We start from the raw sequence: 16,705 nt of genomic DNA, 5'->3' as shown, positions 1-16,705 counted from the left end.
TCCCTGCTTAGGATTTCGGCTCAGTGATTAACTGATTTATCAGGCTTTCGAATTCATTCATGAATTCTGTATAATGATTGCCGGTTCCCGGCCCGCTGAAGCCCGTATGTATTTTTCTTACCAAGCCTTTTTTGTCGATAATGATCGTCGTCGGAAAAGCAACAAAATTACTTAGCATTGGCAAACTCCTGGCCACTTCTTTTTTGTCGTTAACAAAGCCCGTGATCAAAAGCGGGTACGCTACATCAAATCGTTTTTTAAATGATTCCACATTCCTTTTTGATTTGTTAAAATCCGTCGTCCGTTCATACGCCAGTCCAACAACCTCTACACCCTTACTTTTGAACTTATTATAAAACGGCGAAAGATAGGCGGTTTCGTCCATACAGTTCGGGCACCAGGATCCCATAAATTGCACAACGACAACCTTATCATGAAAGCGAGGATCATTAAGAGAAACCTTCTTTCCGTTAAGGTCGGGAAACGAAAAATTTATTTTATCATAGCCTGGCTTCAACGCTGTAAGCGAATAAGCATCAGGAAGCATCGCCTTTTCATCCTTCTTCGCTGTCCAGTTATCTATCGATGAGTAACCACCATAAAATTTGCCCTCGCTGATTGTATTGTCGGGATTTATTTTTCCTGTAAACAGAAAAGCGTGCGAGCCATCAAAACAGGAAAGGGAAAGTTTATCCTCTGTAACGGTACCTTCCAAAAATCGATAATCCCCGGTTGTTGTCAGAAAAGTTCCGGTTACCTTCGCATCTTTTTGCTTGAATTCACCAACCGCAACGGTTGTGTCCTGGCCATCGGCGCTAACAAAAACAGTCGACCATCTGCCTGTTACATTGTATTTAGGCGCATCATCTGTTTTAAAAAAACGTGATGCATTGCCGGGCTCGGCATTGAATGCCATGTAAGAATCTTTTGCAGCAAGATGTTTAATCCAGCGACCGCTCAAATTTCCGTCGGTAAATTTTGTCCTGATCTCTGAATCAAATAAAGGCATCCGGATAAACACCGAATCGTCTTTTACGGAGATATCGCTTACTTTGAAGCGTTCAGCGCCGTTGATTATATGTATTATTTTCTTTCCGGCCGAATCAGCCAGCTCAAAATTAAATGGAATTTCTGCGCCAGATTCGGTAGTCAAAGCTGCTCGCCATATGCCATCTTTCAATTCAACCTTTTCACTGTTCGAACATGAAACAGTAACTAATGATAATGCAGCCAGTAACAAAACAACAACCTTCATGCAACTCGTATATAGTTAAGCCGAAATATAGGAATTTGTGTTGAAAACTGCTTTAAACGAACGTGAATTAACTTAACAATTCACGTGAAATTACAATTTTTTGAATTTCGGAGGTTCCTTCGTAAATCTGCGTGATTTTAGCATCACGCATTAACCGCTCAACATGAAACTCTTTTACAAAACCATATCCTCCGTGGATCTGTACGGCCTCAATAGTTGTTTTCATGGCAACTTCCGACGCGAAGAGTTTCGCCATAGAACTGGCCTGCGAATACGGTAAGCCCTGGTCTTTAAGCCACGCGGCTTTAAGGCAAAGCATTCTGGCGGCTTCAATTTCGGTAGCCATATCGGCGAGCTTGAACTGTATTGATTGATGATTTGATATCGGCTTTCCAAAAGTGGTTCTTTCTTTCGAGTATTGAACAGCAAGTTCGTAAGCTCCTGACGCAATACCTAAAGCCTGTGCCGCAATACCAATACGGCCACCTTCCAATGTTTTCATGGCGAATGTGAAGCCAAATCCATCCTCCCCAATGCGATTCTCTTTTGGAACTTTAACATCGGTAAACATTAACGAATGAGTGTCCGACCCCCTGATGCCCAGTTTATTTTCTTTCGGGCCAACAGTAAATCCTTCCCAGCCCTTTTCTACAATAAATACATTGATTCCCTTATGCCCCTTTTCGGGATGTGTTTGAGCTATCACTAAACAAACGGACGATGTACTACCATTCGTTATCCAGTTTTTTGTACCGTTTAGAAGGTAGTGATCCCCCATGTCTATCGCTGTAGTTTTCTGCGACGTTGCATCGGAGCCAGCCTCAGGTTCGGAGAGGCAGAAAGCACCGAGCATTTCGCCGGAGGCGAGTGGCTTCAAATATTTTTCCTTTTGATAATCGCTTCCAAAAGCCTCCAATCCATAACAAACAAGCGAGTTATTAACTGAAACAACTACTGATGCGGAAGCATCTACTTTTGATAGTTCTTCCATGGCTAACACATAGGAAACGGTATCAAGGCCCGCGCCGTTATAATCCGGGCTAACCATCATCCCAAGAAACCCGAGCTCAGCCAGTTTCTTAACCTGTTCTGCAGGAAATTTTTGGTGCTCGTCCCGCTCGATAACTCCGGGTTTTAATTCAGTTTGTGCGAAATCTCTTGCGGCCTGTCTGATTAGTTTATGCTCTTCGGATAATTCAAAATTCATTGGGTTAGAATTGGATTATCCAAAGCTATCATAAATAGATTTACTATGCAAGCATAGTATTGCTTTGTTTCTTTATGAATTTTTAATTTTTTTCTCGATGGCCGTAGTGGAATAGCCTTCTATAAATTCGATAGTTTCTACTTTGCCTCCGTTTGAAATAACTAAATCAGCGCCCACAATCTTGTCGATAGTGTAATCAGCGCCTTTTACCAGGACATCGGGTTTAACAAAGTTAATCAGATCAAAGGGAGTGCTTTCGTCAAATAATACGACCGCGCTCACAAAGAAGAGTGAGGCAAGTATATGAGCCCGTGATCTTTCATCGGTAATTGGCCTGTTTGGCCCTTTAAGTGAGGAAGTGGATGCGTCGGAGTTAAGCCCGATAACTAATTCATCGCCAAGATCGGCTGCTTTTGATAAATAATCCACGTGACCTAAATGCAGTAAGTCAAAACAGCCATTAGTGAAAACGATCTCTCTTCCTTGAAATCTCCACATATTTAACAATGGAGCGAGTTTCGCGGGCGTAAGGATCTTATTTTCAATGATACTCAACTTACTGATCATGGCATTATATGGCTCTATTTAATCAGTTTATTGTTATCATCAGGAAAAACCAAAATCGGCGAATAAACTTTCGCTTCTTCAAACTCCATGTGGGCATATGACATGACGATCAGGATGTCGCCGACCTGCGCAAGCCTTGCACAAGAGCCATTCAGGCAAATTGTCCCTGACCCTCGTTCGCCTTTTATTACATAAGTTTCAAATCGGGCGCCGTTATTATTGTTAACAACCTGCACTTTTTCATTGGGTATGATATTGGACGCGTCGAGCAGATCCTCATCAATCGTTATACTCCCCACGTAATTCAGTTCAGCCTGAGTTACTTTCACCCGGTGGATCTTTGACTTTAAAATATCAATAATCATGACTGCAAAATTAACAAAACTTTCATTCAACGAATTGTATGCTACCGATTAGCAATTATCAGGCCCTTAAGTTTACTTCAGGATGAGATTGTCAATAAGGCGTGTTTTACCAACCCAGGCTGCCACAAGTGCAACCAAACTGGCAGGTTCCTTTGTTTTTACCCGTTCCAGCGAACCTCCGTCGCAGATTTCAAAATACTCAAGCTTTACATCATCAGTTCCGTTAATTAATTCACGCCCTTCTTCCTCCAACTGCTCAATTGTTTCCGCAGTGAAGTGATCCTTTGTATTTGAAAGTGATTTATAGAGCACTAAAGCTTTTTCCCGTTCATCGGCGGATAAGCGAACATTGCGCGAACTCATGGCAAGACCAGTCATTTCCCGTTCTATCGGACACATAATGATTTTAACCGGCATCTGGAAAATTTCGACCATCCGTTGAACAACTTTGACCTGCTGATAATCCTTTTGCCCAAAAAAAGCGAAATCAGGCTTTACCGCATCAAAAAGTTTCTTCACAATTTGTGTTACTCCCTGATAGTGGCCGGGCCGAAACTTTCCTTCCAGGATATTTTCCAGGTCACCCAGCTCAATGTGCCAGGCCTCATCTTCATCAGGATACATTTCCTTTACATCCGGCATAAAAAGCACGTCGCATCCTTCGCTTTCCAGAAGAGCGATGTCTTTTTCAACCGGCCTCGGATATAATTCCAGATCCTTCGGATCGTTAAACTGAGTAGGATTTACAAAAATACTGCAAACGGAAATATCTGATTGCTGACGCGCCAGTCTGATCAGAGAAAGGTGGCCGTTGTGCAAAGCACCCATCGTAGGCACAAAGCCTACGGTTTTTGACTGGCTCAAAGGCATGAGGTAATTTTCAACTTCCGCCTTTGTCTTAAAAATTTTCAAAATTTAAATTTTATAAAGCCGGTAAAGGTGAGTATTTGCTTAAAAAATTACAAGAGCTATTTCGTAAATGGTTGATATATCATAAGATAATGCGTATATTTGCAGTCCGAAATTCTATTCTTAACAAAAAATCAATATTGGAGATGGCTAAAACGAAGTTATTGTTTATTACCCACGAGATGTCGCCTTTCCTCGAACTTTCCAAAATTTCAGAAATCACCCGTCAGCTTCCGCAGGCTATGCAGGACAAGGGTTACGAAATCCGTATCCTGATGCCACGCTTCGGAAACATAAACGAACGAAGGAACCGCCTTCATGAAGTTATCCGTTTATCGGGGATGAATATTATTATTGATGACAATGATAATCCTTTGATTATCAAAGTAGCATCAATCCCTTCGGCTCGTATGCAGGTTTATTTCCTGGATAACGAGGAGTATTTTCAGCGCAAGCATGTGTTTAGAGATGGAAGTGAGAAGTTTTATGAGGATAATGATGAGCGCATGATTTTCTTTTGCAAAGGAGCATTAGAAACGGTTAAAAAATTAGGTTGGGCTCCAGACGTAGTACATTGCCATGGCTGGATGACCGCATTGGTGCCTACGTACCTTAAAACGACGTACAAAGACGATCCGACATTCAAAAATTCTAAAGTTGTTTACTCGATTTATGATGACTGTTTTACAGAAAAACTAAACGATCGGTTTGCAGAAAAAGCTACATTAAATGGTGTTAACGAAAGTGACACGGAGGTATTCAAACCGGCTACCTGCAATGCCTTGCATTTTGGCGCAATTAACTTAGCTGATGCTGTTGTTTATGGCAGCGCGACCATCGATAAAGATGTGTTAAATTATGTTAAAAAAGCCAACAAGCAGGTTTTAGAATATGATTCTACTTCAGATTTCGAAAATTATTACAACCTTTACGAAGAAATTGCAAACGAAGAAATCGTTTCTTTAGCTTAATAAGGAATATACATGAGATACATCAAAATAGACTTATTAACTCTGTTGATAAGTCTTTTTCTTTTAAATGCGTGCAAGAGCCCTGATGAAATTGGCCTGGACGTTGATCCGGCAAATCAAATTGATGCAAGCAGTACTGATACTATAACTGTCAGAGCAAGTACCGTGAGGGATGATTCAACCTTAACAACTGCAATCAACACTAGTGCGCAAACTTATCCCGTCCCTCAACATCCTTTTGGTTACCAGGATGATCCTATTATGGGGAAAACTGAGTCGTCGCTTGCCTTCCGCCTGCTTTTTCCATCCGACAGCTCGTCTGTTTCATTCGGAAATAAACCGCTTCTTGATTCTGCGGTTTTAGTGATGCGTTATGGAGATGAATTTTATGGCGACTCTGTCAGTTCAACTTATTCATTAAACGTCCACCGCTTGCAGGAAACTTTTAATGGAGGTTACTATAATACAAAAACATGGGCTTACGAGGCTGGTTCCGTTGGTGGAAAAAAGGTTAAAAAGTTCGCCATACGTGACAGTATTCTTGTAAATCAGATCAGAGATGGAAAAGCGGACACGACGATTAAATCTGCGCCGCAACTCCGCATCCCGGTAAGCTCGTCTTTTATCACCTCTGATTTTTTTAACGCCGCCAGCTCGAATTTTAAAGACGGCACAGCTTTCTCTAAATATTTTAAAGGTTTATATCTGAACCTTGATAAGTCACAGATAGGAGGGAGGGGCGGCATCGTGCAGTTTAATGCAGACAGTTCCCGCCTGGTATTATATTACAGAAATGTAAACGGGTCGACTATAGACACCAATGTTGTTTCGTTTAACCTTAGCAGCACCGGAACTGCTGCGAATATAAAACACGATTATACTGGAACACCGGTTCAAGCCCAGCTAAGCGCGCCAAACCAACTATTCAATACGGTTTATACGCAACCTCTGGCAGGCCTTCGGACACGTGTAATTTTTCCTTATCTCAACAAGTTAAAGGAATTAGGTTCATTTAATATTAATAAAGCAGAACTTGTCGTTTCTATTGATGGCGATGTCAATACAGATCTTCCGCCTGCATTGCGTTTAGGATTTTACCGATCAGACATTGCTGAACAACGCCAGCCAATTCCTGATAACAATGCCGGACAAACTAATACGGCAACACCGGGTCGACTTCTCCCTGATGGTGCATACGGCGGTTTCTATGATTCAAGTAAAAAGAGATATGTTTTTGTCATTACTTCTTACATCCAGGATTTACTCGATGGCAAATTAACGCAGTATAATTCTTACCTGGCGCCTGTTAAATACAATTATCAACGGGCACAGGGTTTCACAAATGATTTATTCTCACCAGTTACAACTGCCGGCAGATCAGTGATCGGCGGCAATACCGGAAACTATAAAATCAAACTAGTATTAACTTATACCAAGCTTAACTAAGCTGGTATAAGTTCTTCACTTTTTCCTCATCAAATATTCTTAGTTTCGCACTACCTTATTTAATTCAATTTAATAATTTATGTGTGGAATTGTTGGCTACATCGGGCAGCGTAATGCCTGGGAAGTTATCATTAAAGGCCTGCACCGACTGGAATATCGTGGATATGACAGTGCCGGCGTTGCTTTAATTAATCAGGATCAGTTAAATATTTACAAAAAAGCTGGCAAAGTAAGTGACCTTGAAAATTTTTCTGACGGAAAGAACATAAAAGGCGCAATCGGAATGGGGCATACCCGCTGGGCAACCCATGGCGCGCCTTCAGACAGAAATTCTCACCCTCACACTTCAGGCGATGGAAAACTCGCGATAATCCATAACGGCATCATTGAAAACTATGCCACGCTCAAGGAGGAACTCATCTCAAGAGGGCATCATTTTAACAGCGACACTGACACGGAAGTTTTGATACACCTGATCGAAGAGATTCAACAACAAGAGCAAGTAGATCTTTTGGAAGCTGTTCGTTTGTCACTTAATGAAGTTATTGGCGCCTATGCCATCGTTGTCATGAGCGAAGATCACCCTGACCAGCTTATCGCAGCCAGAAAAGGAAGTCCGATGGTTATTGGTGTCGGCGACGGCGAGTATTTCATCGCTTCAGATGCTTCTCCTATTGTTGAATACACGAAAAATGTAATATATCTTAAAGACAAAGAAATTGCGTTTTTAAAACGTGACGAACTGCTTATTAAGACTATCGACAACGTAGTTCATTCGCCTTATATTCAGGAACTCGAATTAAAGCTCGAGATGCTTGAAAAAGGCGGTTTCGATCATTTCATGCTCAAGGAAATCTTCGAGCAACCGCGGTCAATTTATGATTGCATGAGAGGTAGGATCTATCCAAACGAAGGAAAGGTCCAATTGGGCGGCGTGAAAGAATATGTTGAGAAGCTCAAAAATGTAGACAGGATTATCATCGTTGCCTGCGGAACATCCTGGCATGCCGGATTGGTAGGCGAATACCTTATCGAAGAATACGCCCGTATACCTGTTGAAGTCGAATATGCTTCCGAATTCAGATATCGCAACCCGATCATATCAGAAAAAGATATTGTTATAGCCATTTCTCAATCAGGCGAAACAGCCGATACAATGGCCGCCATAGAACTTGCAAAGGAAAAAGGTGCGACTATTTTTGGGATTTGCAATGTCGTTGGCTCGTCGATTCCACGAATTTCGCATGCCGGTATTTATACCCACGCAGGACCGGAAATTGGCGTTGCGTCAACTAAAGCATTTACAGCACAGGTAACAGCTCTCACTTTATTTGCGTTTTATGTAGCGCAGCAGCGTGGCAAAATTACCGAGTCACAGTTAATAACCTATCTCACCGAACTGGAGACAATTCCATCGCTGGTTGAAACGGCCCTTAAATCAAATGAGCTGATAAAAAAGATCGCTGAGCATTTTATCGATTCACGTAACTGCCTGTTTCTGGGTCGGGGGAGTGGTTTCCCGGTAGCGTTAGAAGGCGCGTTAAAACTTAAAGAAATTTCATACATCCACGCAGAAGGATATCCCGCAGCAGAAATGAAACACGGGCCAATAGCTTTAATTGACGAAGAAATGCCGGTAATTTTTATCGCTACTAAAAACTCTTCTTATGAAAAAGTTATCAGCAACATCCAGGAAGTAAAAGCCAGAAAGGGAGTGGTTATTGCAATTGTTACCGAAGGCGATATTACCGTTAAAAACATGGTAGATTACAGCATCGAAATACCTGATACTAACGAAGCCTTTCTTCCATTAATCGCGACTATTCCGTTACAGCTATTATCATATCACATCGCTGTTATGAGGGGTTGTAATGTCGATCAGCCCCGCAATCTTGCTAAATCAGTAACAGTAGAATAAACTTTAGTTAAAATAATGAAACGAGCTTGTCACATAACGCGACAAGCTCGTTTCATTTTACACAAAAATCAAACTGCAATTACATTGCGTCAAAAACTAACTGTCAACAGCAAGCATCGCTTTTAAGCGATATAGAAGAAATCAATATTTATTATATTTGCTTATCAATATTTTATATATGACACTTGTTCAGTTAGAGTACATTGTAGCAGTTGACCTTTACAGAAGTTTTGTACTGGCTGCCGAAAAATGTTTTGTCACACAGCCCACCTTAAGTATGCAGATCCAGAAATTGGAAGAAACATTAGGGGCAAAACTTTTCGACAGAAGCAGGCAACCCGTTACACCAACAGAAATAGGCATTCAGATAATCGAACAGGCAAAAAACATACTTGCTGAAAGCGCAAAATTAAAAGAGCTTATCAGTATCCAAAAAGGTGAAATAAAAGGCGAATTAAAAGTCGGGATTATACCCACAATTGCCCCGTATCTGTTGCCGAAGCTAATACCTGTATTTACTAACAAATATCCGGAACTTAAGCTACAGGTGTGGGAGCTGACAACCGAACAGATCGTTCAGCAGCTCAAAACCGGCTTACTTAATTGCGGCGTACTGTCAACTCCGCTCGAAGAATCTTCACTATCAGAGACACCTTTGTTTTACGAAAATTTTGTAGCCTATTTGTGTAAAGGAAGCCCTCATTTAAAAAAGAAATCCATTGTTGCTGAAGATATTGATCCCGCAGAATTGTGGTTGCTTAACGAAGGACACTGCATGCGGAACCAGGTGATGAACATGTGCAATTTAAAACGAACTGTTAACGAGGAACGCAATTTTGAATATAACACCGGCAGCATTGAAACGCTGAAGCGGATGGTCGATCTTAACCAGGGTATAACAATCCTTCCGGAGCTAAGCCTGGCCGATTTTTCATCCAGGCAACTGGACCGGGTCAGGTATTTTAAAAATCCTGAACCGGTAAGAGAGATTAGTATTATAACTCATCGCAATTTCTTGAAACAATCGGCTATAAAAGCATTTCAGGATGAAATCTTATCGATTATTCCAAAGCAAATGCGCAGCACAAAGAAAAAAGAAGTGATGGAAATCTATCGTTAACCTTTTTTTCTGAAAGCGGATACAATCCAAAAGATCACGATCAAAATTACCACAACGACGATGATACCAACGTAGTATCCGGCTTTGAAAAGGCCTTTGGCAAGTTCGCAGCTGCTTAGGAAACTGATAGCAGCAAAAAGGGCTATCAGGTAGGAGGTTTTTAATTTTGTCATAAAATAAAAAAGTAGTGTACGTAAATACACTACTTTCAATTAAAAGGTTTTAATGCCTCTTACTTTTTAGCTTTTGAGTAACGGTTAGCTACTTCATCCCAGTTGATAACATTCCAGATCGCTGCTAAATAATCAGGGCGCTTGTTTTGATATTTTAAGTAATAAGCGTGCTCCCATACGTCGATTCCCAGGATTGGAGTTCCCTTAACTTCTGCAATATCCATTAACGGATTATCCTGGTTGGGAGTTGATGAAACCTGTAATTTTCCGTCAGCGCCAACAGTCAACCACGCCCAGCCTGATCCAAAGCGCGTTGCTCCGGCTTCTGACATTTTTTTCTTTAACTCGTCAAACGATCCGAACGCTGAATTGATTGCCGAAGACAATTCTCCTGATGGTTCACCACCTTTGTGCGGACCAAGAATTGTCCAGAAAAGGCTGTGATTAAAATGGCCGCCACCGTTATTGCGAACCGCCGCCGGATACTTGGAAATATTTTTGACAATTTCCTCGATCGATAGTTTTTCAGCGTCTGTTCCCGCAATCGCTTTGTTCAGATTATCCACATAAGCCTGGTGATGCTTTCCGTGGTGGATCTCCATAGTTTGTTTATCGATATGCGGTTCAAGTGCGTCTGTTGCGTATGGTAACGCAGGTAATACGAATGCCATGATTTATAAATTTAAGTGAAAATTAAGTTTTGATTCAACGCAAATATAACGGCTTAGGCTAAAAAATTGTTCGACTGTTTGCATTAAGTTTTGTTGCGCTTACGTAAAAAGAACTCCTTCACCATCATACTGCATTCATTTTCCTTAATGCCTCCCACAATCTCAGTTTTTGGATGCGTGATACGCTGGTTTACCCTCATAAAACCCCGGTGAGGGTCGTAAGCACCGAAAACGATCCGGCTTATTTGAGTCCAGTATGAGGCTCCGGCACACATTACACAAGGCTCTACCGATACATATAAAGTGCAATCTTTTAAATACTTTCCGCCAAGGAAATTAGCCGCTGCAGTAAAGGCCTGCATTTCGGCATGTGCTGTAACATCATTGAGTCGTTCTGTTAAGTTATGTCCCCGACCGATTATTTTTCCCCTGCAAACAACTACCGCACCGATAGGAACTTCATCAGCCTCCAGAGCGAGCTTGGCCTCCTTAAGCGCTTCATTCATGAAAAACTCATCGGGTGTAATTGTTGGCTCGTCGCTAAAAGTTACGTATCTCATCTTCTAAATTAGTTTTGAGCCGTTAGGAACAGCTTTATCAATTGATGAAAGAATAATGTCGCCGTTTTCATCAGCGAAACCTGTAACAAGAAACTCAGACATAAATTTGCCGATCTGTTTTTGAGGAAAGTTGATAACTCCAATTATCTGCCGTCCGATCAGTTCGTGCGTTGTATAATGTTTAGTGATTTGGGCGCTGCTCCACTTAATGCCAAAGTCGCCGAAGTCGGCTTTAATTTTGAAAGCGGGCTTCCTTGCTTCAGGATATTCGAGCGCTTCAAGAATGGTGCCCACCCTTAATTCGACTTTTTCAAAATCGCTCCAGCTGATTTGATCCATGCGTCAAAAATCAAAATTTAAAAGTCAAATTTCAAAAATGTCACGCTTTTAAAAAGTGTATTTTTGCCAGATGTTTACTGTTCGTTTAAGAAAGGGAAAGGAAAAGGCTGTTCGCCAATTACATCCATGGGTATTTTCGGGTGCTATTGAAAACGTAAAAGGCCGGCCTGAAAATGGCGACCTCGTTAGCGTTACTGATAATTCCGGCGAGTTCCTGGCCTATGGCTTTTATAACTCGCAATCCAGGGTGGCGGTACGTTTGCTGGAATGGAACCCCGAACAGGAAATTAATGATGAATGGTGGCGAAACCGGATCAGGAAGTCGATTAATTCACGAAGAGAGCTATTAAATGATTCAACCGATACATGTCGGCTTATCTTTAGTGAGGCCGATTATTTGCCCGGCCTGATAGTCGACCAGTATGCCGATTTTTTATCTGTTCAGATATTAACCTCCGGGATAGAAAAGGTGAAAGATATATTGCTTGATGAACTAAACAAGCTTGTTAAACCGAAAGGTATATTCGACAAGAGTGACGCATCTGCACGCAGCCACGAAGGTCTTGAAGCATCGCATGGAAAGTTATCAGGCATTAATCCGCCCGAGTTTGTAACGGTTAAAGAAAACGGCGTCTCCTATAACGTGAATATTTCAGAAGGGCAGAAATCAGGATTTTACTGCGATCAGCGAGACAACAGGCGCATCGTTGCCGGGCACGCTGTTGGAAAACGAGTGCTTGACTGTTTCTGCTATTCCGGCGGATTTACACTGAACGCCCTGAAAAATAACGCCAGCGAAGTGATGAGCGTCGATAGTTCCGCTTTGGCAATCGAGACTTTAAAGCAAAACGTTTTGCTTAACGACCTTGATTCAATCAAACATATCGCCGTACAATCGGACGTTAATAAACAGCTCCGGAAACTCAAAGAAGAGGGTGAAAAGTTCGACGTTATCGTGCTCGATCCACCGAAGTATGCACCCTCACGTTCTGCGCTGACTAAAGCTTCAAGAGCTTACAAAGACCTGAACCGTTTAGGAATGCAATTATTGAATGAGGGTGGCCTTCTTGCTACGTTTTCCTGTTCGGGGGCGGTAGATATCGCGTCGTTTAAGCAAATACTCGCCTGGGCTGCGCTCGACGCAGGTAAAGAAGTCCAGTTTATCGATCAGCTTTGCCAGCCCGAAGATCATCCTGTACGGGCATCATTTCCGGAAGGAGAATATTTAAAGGGCTTGCTATGCAGAGTTTGGTAAAAATTGTGGTCAATTATTTTTCTTTTTAACGGTTAACCGCTATAGTCGTAAATCAGCTAAAAGCCCTAACTTTAATTATCCAATTAACCAAAATTTATGCGATGAGGTGGGTATATTATCTTCGTCACAAGATTAAGTCTGTGCTTATTCTTTCGTGCATTATGTCAATACTGATCCTGGGAAACTTGTGGTATAAAAAAACTTTTTCCACCCTGGGCGACAATGTGACATCAATCCTGAACGACAGGCTGAAACCTTCCAATTACCTGTATCAAATCAGCAATAAATTACACGATAAGCGATTCCTGCTCCAGGAACCGCGCAGGACCGATGCCCTAGATCAATCGAAGGAGATGGATTATGAGATAAAATCTCTGACAAAAGCCTATGAGCTTACGACTTTAACCTCGGTCGAGAAAAAGGAATGGCAGCTGTTCAAGCAACACCTGAACGAATATAATTCACTGGAAAAAAATGTTTATAGTCATCCCGCGCAAGCAGATGATACGAAAGAGCTTGACCTGCATTACCGGCAAACCCTGGCACAGCTCGATAAGCTCAGCAATATCCAGTTAGGTGTAGGTAACGAGCTGATGCGCGACAGCCACTCGGTTCTTAGTGATTCTGTATTTTTATCAAAAATCGAACTGGTCGCGCTTATCGCCCTGGGGCTGTTGTCGCTGATCATTTTAAGCGCTTCCGACAAGCGGCTGTTCCGCCAGGAGAAGTATCATTTAAACTGATTATTGAGGTACTCCTTTATTATTTCACTTTCTCCAGCAACTTCTTCTTCCTGAATTCTGTCATCCGTAAAATTAAATCCATCGGAAAAGGTTCGCTTAAAGGAAATTGTACCGAGCCTTTTGCATTTTGATATTGCGACAGTTCCTGCTCAAACTCTTTGATTCCATCTGGCGTCGGGTAAAACCCGATGTGATTTTTAAAAGCGCCGAAGTGCACGAGGTTTTTGCCATTAAGTTTGAAGGTCGGGATTCCATAACCGATTGTTTCGGTCGCTTCAGGAACGGCAGCTTTGATGGATGCTCTTATTCGCTCCAGCAACTGCTGAACTTCCGCCGGAAATTCAGCAAAGTATTCCTGCATGGTAGTTGGCTTTGCTGAGTTCATATACTTATTGCTGATAGATACCTATAATATTTCCGGCCGGATCGGTAAACCGGGCTGTTGTTTCGGGAGATTCCATTCCTACAGGCACAACAATTTGCCCGCCGTGAATGATGATCAGATCTACTGTTACTTCGATGAAATCCACCATCAGGTAAATCATTACGCTCTTTCCGTCGATCGGTTCCAGGCCCGTGTCCCACGTTCCGCTTACCTCGTTTACCGAATCGTCAAAAGCTGTGGATCCGTCGCTCCGTGTACGAATATTCCATCCAAAAACATTCCTGTAAAATTCCGCCGAAGCTTTAATATCCTTTGCAGGTAAAACGATATAACAGATTTTGCCATTTCCGAAAGTAGGATGCGTTTGCTCTTCCATAAAATGTTTTTGTTTTATACAAGTTACGGAAAACCTCGTTCGCACAAAATTTATGCTTAATTTGCTTTAATAAAACTCTCTCTAGTATAGATCATTCAGCTCCATTTGAGCTTACTCCCGGACCTCTCCGGGTCAGCTATTTTTTTGTTTAATTTTTAAAAGAAGAGATGAAAAAACACTCTAAAATCGCCATCATCGGCGGTACCGGTAAAGCCGGAAAATACCTTGTAAAACAATTGCTCGCCCAAAATTTCCCGGTTAAGCTGTTACTCCGGGAGCCAGGAAAATTCGATTTTCATCATCCATCCATTGAACTGCTTGCCGGCGATGCCAGGAACCCGCAGGCTATTAAATCGCTCGTGGAAGGTTGCGGCGCTGTAATCAGCACACTTGGGCAGCCCGCGAACGAACCGTCAATTTTCAGCACAGCAACGAAAAATGTCCTTGATGCGATGAAACACTTTGGTATCAGACGTTATGTCCTGATTACGGGCCTTAATGTCGATACCACATACGACAAAAAAAGCGAGAAAGTGCTTGCCGCCACCGAATGGATGCTGAAACATTATGCTGAAACGAGCCTTGACAAGCAGGCTGAGTACCAGCTGCTACTTAACAGTGCAGTGGATTGGACGTTGGTAAGACTTCCGCTTATCGAGCAAACAGAGCTCAAGGGAAGCCTGGTAGCCGACCTCGAAAACTGTCCCGGTGAAAAGGTCTCGTCAACAGATCTGGCACTTTTCCTGGTACAACAGCTCAGCGATAAGCGCTTTGTTAAAGCAGCTCCTTTTGTGGCAACCGTTTAGTTTTTCGGAAAGGGGGTAACCCCTTCCTTACTATTCGCTGTCCTCGTTCTTAATTCCTTTTAACAGCGCATAGATCGCCATGGCATGCCCATGTCCCAGATCATAATCTTCCTTGAGCCATGTTACCACATCGCCGGCTTTCGTCGATGCTTTCAGTTCACTGTTTTCGGTTAAGCCTTTTTCCTCGGCCAGTCTCCTGAATTCTTCCGGTCCTTTGCCTGTTTTTTCTTTGATCGTTTTAAGATATCCCTGGAATGACATGATAGTTTTTTTATTGAATCTAAGATAGCAATGATATCAATCTTGCGTTATCCCTAAAGTCGTCAAAGTGCAGGGGAAATTGCGACAAGAAGATTTCATGTTTGCGGCCATCTGAATTATTGTGTTATTTTTAAACAATAATTTCAAATGAAAAAATTGCTTTTAATTTGCGGCTTTGCGCTGCTGTTCGTTGCAGAAATTCTCCGCGTATATTTCATTATGCCTTTTCCCGGAAGCCAGAAGGCTAATACCATAGACTTTGCTTATTGGCTAAGCAATAATATCGTTTGGATTCGGATTGTCGGATTGCTTATGATCACCTATCCGCTGTTCGTTATATTCAGGCGGGGAACACTCCGTGACAAGATCATAGCATCTGCGACATTTGCAATTTTCGTTGTGGTGTTCTGCTTGCTTAACTTCTATATGCAGGCTGATAAAATGTTTTATCAGCCCCGGAATATGCATGAGTCTGCTGCGGGCCATAATAAAATAGGAAAAGATAAACTTGTTATCGGTGTGATGATTGGCGGCAAAACCAAAGCCTATCCTATCCAATTTATTGGATATCATCACCAGGTTAGGGATACAGTTGGCGGAGAATTAGTGATGGTGACCTATTGTACAGTTTGCCGCACCGGAAGGGTTTATAGCCCGATTGTAAAGGGCAAGGCAGAAACCTTCAGGCTGGTTGGAATGGATCATTATAATGCGATGTTCGAAGACGCGACAACCGGAAGCTGGTGGCAGCAGGCAAACGGAAAAGCAATAACCGGCCCGCTCAAAGGGTATACTTTGAAAGAGATCCCGTCACGGCAAACGACGCTGGCTTCCTGGCTAAGGCAACATCCGGATTCTAAGATCATGCAGCCTGACACCGTTTTTAAAGATGAATATAAGGCTATGGCAAAATACGATAAAGGTTCAGGCAAAAGTGATCTGACCAGGAGAGACAAAAAATCATGGAAAGACAAGTCATGGATTTTAGGTGTCGCACAAAATAACGTCGCAAAGGCATACGATTGGAATTCGTTGGTGAAACATAAATTTATCTCGGATTCTTTGGAGAATTTACCCCTGGCTATTTACCTGGAAAAAGATAACGCGTCGTTTCATGTATGGAGCCGTGAATTGGACGGCCGGGCTATCCGGTTAAAATTAAACGATGGCAAGATAACGGACCAGGCTACCGGTTCTGTGATGAGTGTCGATGGTTCGTTTGTCTCTGGTCCAATGACCGGGAAGAAATTGACAGAAATACAGGGTTACCAGGAGTTTTGGCATTCATGGAAGACGTTCCATCCTCAAACGTTAGCCGACCAATAGCCGTAAGGTGTCAATTTTTTAGCACAAGATTTTAAGACTTCATCTGTGTACC

General features: G+C 42.2%; 20 protein-coding genes. 8 read left to right on the top strand and 12 right to left on the bottom strand.

Annotated features, from left to right (window positions below):
- Positions 1–7: 7 nt before the first annotated feature.
- The 5 genes from GS399_RS03400 to panC form a co-directional block, all read right to left on the bottom strand.
- Positions 8–1,255, bottom strand: a complete 1,248-nt coding sequence (locus tag GS399_RS03400; protein WP_160843162.1) for a peroxiredoxin family protein — start codon at positions 1,253–1,255, stop codon at positions 8–10.
- 67 nt (positions 1,256–1,322) lie between these two features.
- The gene (locus tag GS399_RS03395; protein WP_160843161.1) at positions 1,323–2,462 is read right to left on the bottom strand and encodes an acyl-CoA dehydrogenase; all 1,140 of its coding nucleotides are present in this window, start codon (positions 2,460–2,462) and stop codon (positions 1,323–1,325) included.
- A gap of 72 nt (positions 2,463–2,534) precedes the next feature.
- Complete coding sequence (gene rfaE2 / locus GS399_RS03390) at positions 2,535–3,029, bottom strand: D-glycero-beta-D-manno-heptose 1-phosphate adenylyltransferase (protein WP_160843160.1); 495 nt, start codon at positions 3,027–3,029, stop codon at positions 2,535–2,537.
- Between the two features lie 14 nt (positions 3,030–3,043).
- A complete protein-coding gene (panD, locus tag GS399_RS03385; protein WP_160843159.1) occupies positions 3,044–3,394 on the bottom strand; it encodes an aspartate 1-decarboxylase in 351 nt (116 codons plus the stop codon).
- Positions 3,395–3,466: 72 nt separating this feature from the next.
- Entirely contained in the window at positions 3,467–4,306 is an 840-nt protein-coding gene (panC, locus tag GS399_RS03380; protein ID WP_160843158.1) for a pantoate--beta-alanine ligase, read from the bottom strand.
- A gap of 143 nt (positions 4,307–4,449) precedes the next feature.
- On the opposite strand from panC, the gene GS399_RS03375 reads away from it, so the two are divergent.
- From GS399_RS03375 to GS399_RS03360, 4 genes are all read left to right on the top strand, one after another.
- Complete coding sequence (locus GS399_RS03375; protein ID WP_160843157.1) at positions 4,450–5,274, top strand: glycogen/starch synthase; 825 nt, start codon at positions 4,450–4,452, stop codon at positions 5,272–5,274.
- Positions 5,275–5,286: 12 nt separating this feature from the next.
- The gene (locus GS399_RS03370) at positions 5,287–6,720 is read left to right on the top strand and encodes a DUF4270 family protein (RefSeq protein WP_160843156.1); all 1,434 of its coding nucleotides are present in this window, start codon (positions 5,287–5,289) and stop codon (positions 6,718–6,720) included.
- Positions 6,721–6,799: 79 nt separating this feature from the next.
- Complete coding sequence (glmS, locus tag GS399_RS03365; protein ID WP_160843155.1) at positions 6,800–8,638, top strand: glutamine--fructose-6-phosphate transaminase (isomerizing); 1,839 nt, start codon at positions 6,800–6,802, stop codon at positions 8,636–8,638.
- Positions 8,639–8,816: 178 nt separating this feature from the next.
- The gene (locus GS399_RS03360; protein WP_160843154.1) at positions 8,817–9,758 is read left to right on the top strand and encodes a hydrogen peroxide-inducible genes activator; all 942 of its coding nucleotides are present in this window, start codon (positions 8,817–8,819) and stop codon (positions 9,756–9,758) included.
- Here GS399_RS03360 and GS399_RS03355 read toward each other — a convergent pair.
- The 4 genes from GS399_RS03355 to GS399_RS03340 all read right to left on the bottom strand — a co-directional run bounded on the left by GS399_RS03355 (position 9,755) and on the right by GS399_RS03340 (position 11,501).
- Positions 9,755–9,931, bottom strand: coding sequence for a phosphatidate cytidylyltransferase (locus GS399_RS03355; protein WP_160843153.1), 177 nt, complete (start codon positions 9,929–9,931; stop codon positions 9,755–9,757). The two genes, GS399_RS03360 and GS399_RS03355, sit on opposite strands and share 4 nt — an antisense overlap.
- A gap of 59 nt (positions 9,932–9,990) precedes the next feature.
- Positions 9,991–10,602 (bottom strand): superoxide dismutase, encoded by a 612-nt coding sequence (locus GS399_RS03350; RefSeq protein ID WP_160843152.1) that lies wholly within the window; start codon positions 10,600–10,602, stop codon positions 9,991–9,993.
- Positions 10,603–10,685: 83 nt separating this feature from the next.
- On the bottom strand, positions 10,686–11,162 hold the full coding sequence (locus tag GS399_RS03345; protein WP_160843151.1) for a nucleoside deaminase: 477 nt from the start codon (positions 11,160–11,162) through the stop codon (positions 10,686–10,688).
- A 3-nt stretch (positions 11,163–11,165) separates the two neighbouring features.
- Positions 11,166–11,501, bottom strand: a complete 336-nt coding sequence (locus GS399_RS03340; protein ID WP_160843150.1) for a tRNA-binding protein — start codon at positions 11,499–11,501, stop codon at positions 11,166–11,168.
- 70 nt (positions 11,502–11,571) lie between these two features.
- On the opposite strand from GS399_RS03340, the gene GS399_RS03335 reads away from it, so the two are divergent.
- Complete coding sequence (locus GS399_RS03335) at positions 11,572–12,756, top strand: class I SAM-dependent rRNA methyltransferase (protein WP_160843149.1); 1,185 nt, start codon at positions 11,572–11,574, stop codon at positions 12,754–12,756.
- A 101-nt stretch (positions 12,757–12,857) separates the two neighbouring features.
- Complete coding sequence (locus GS399_RS03330; RefSeq protein WP_255491536.1) at positions 12,858–13,499, top strand: MCP four helix bundle domain-containing protein; 642 nt, start codon at positions 12,858–12,860, stop codon at positions 13,497–13,499.
- A 19-nt stretch (positions 13,500–13,518) separates the two neighbouring features.
- Here GS399_RS03330 and GS399_RS03325 read toward each other — a convergent pair whose 3' ends face one another.
- Together GS399_RS03325 and GS399_RS03320 are read right to left on the bottom strand one after the other, a co-directional pair.
- The gene (locus GS399_RS03325; protein ID WP_160843147.1) at positions 13,519–13,884 is read right to left on the bottom strand and encodes an iron chaperone; all 366 of its coding nucleotides are present in this window, start codon (positions 13,882–13,884) and stop codon (positions 13,519–13,521) included.
- Positions 13,885–13,888: 4 nt separating this feature from the next.
- Positions 13,889–14,260 carry a VOC family protein gene (locus GS399_RS03320; RefSeq protein ID WP_160843146.1) on the bottom strand — a complete coding sequence of 124 codons (372 nt, stop codon included), beginning with the start codon at positions 14,258–14,260 and terminating at the stop codon, positions 13,889–13,891.
- A 167-nt stretch (positions 14,261–14,427) separates the two neighbouring features.
- Here GS399_RS03320 and GS399_RS03315 point away from each other — a divergent pair, with 167 nt between their 5' ends.
- Positions 14,428–15,066, top strand: coding sequence for an NAD(P)-dependent oxidoreductase (locus GS399_RS03315; RefSeq protein ID WP_160843145.1), 639 nt, complete (start codon positions 14,428–14,430; stop codon positions 15,064–15,066).
- Positions 15,067–15,096: 30 nt separating this feature from the next.
- On the opposite strand, the gene GS399_RS03310 is transcribed toward GS399_RS03315, so the two are convergent.
- Entirely contained in the window at positions 15,097–15,327 is a 231-nt protein-coding gene (locus GS399_RS03310) for a DUF4287 domain-containing protein (RefSeq protein ID WP_160843144.1), read from the bottom strand.
- Positions 15,328–15,474: 147 nt separating this feature from the next.
- On the opposite strand from GS399_RS03310, the gene GS399_RS03305 reads away from it, so the two are divergent.
- A complete protein-coding gene (locus GS399_RS03305; protein WP_160843143.1) occupies positions 15,475–16,653 on the top strand; it encodes a DUF3179 domain-containing (seleno)protein in 1,179 nt (392 codons plus the stop codon).
- Positions 16,654–16,705 lie beyond the last annotated feature (52 nt).

It is taken from the genome of Hufsiella arboris (assembly GCF_009834875.1).
GTDB classification, from domain to species: Bacteria; Bacteroidota; Bacteroidia; order Sphingobacteriales; family Sphingobacteriaceae; genus Hufsiella_A; species Hufsiella_A arboris.
The sequence above is the reverse complement of the archived record's forward strand: the minus strand, read 5'-3'. Positions and strand labels throughout refer to the sequence as shown.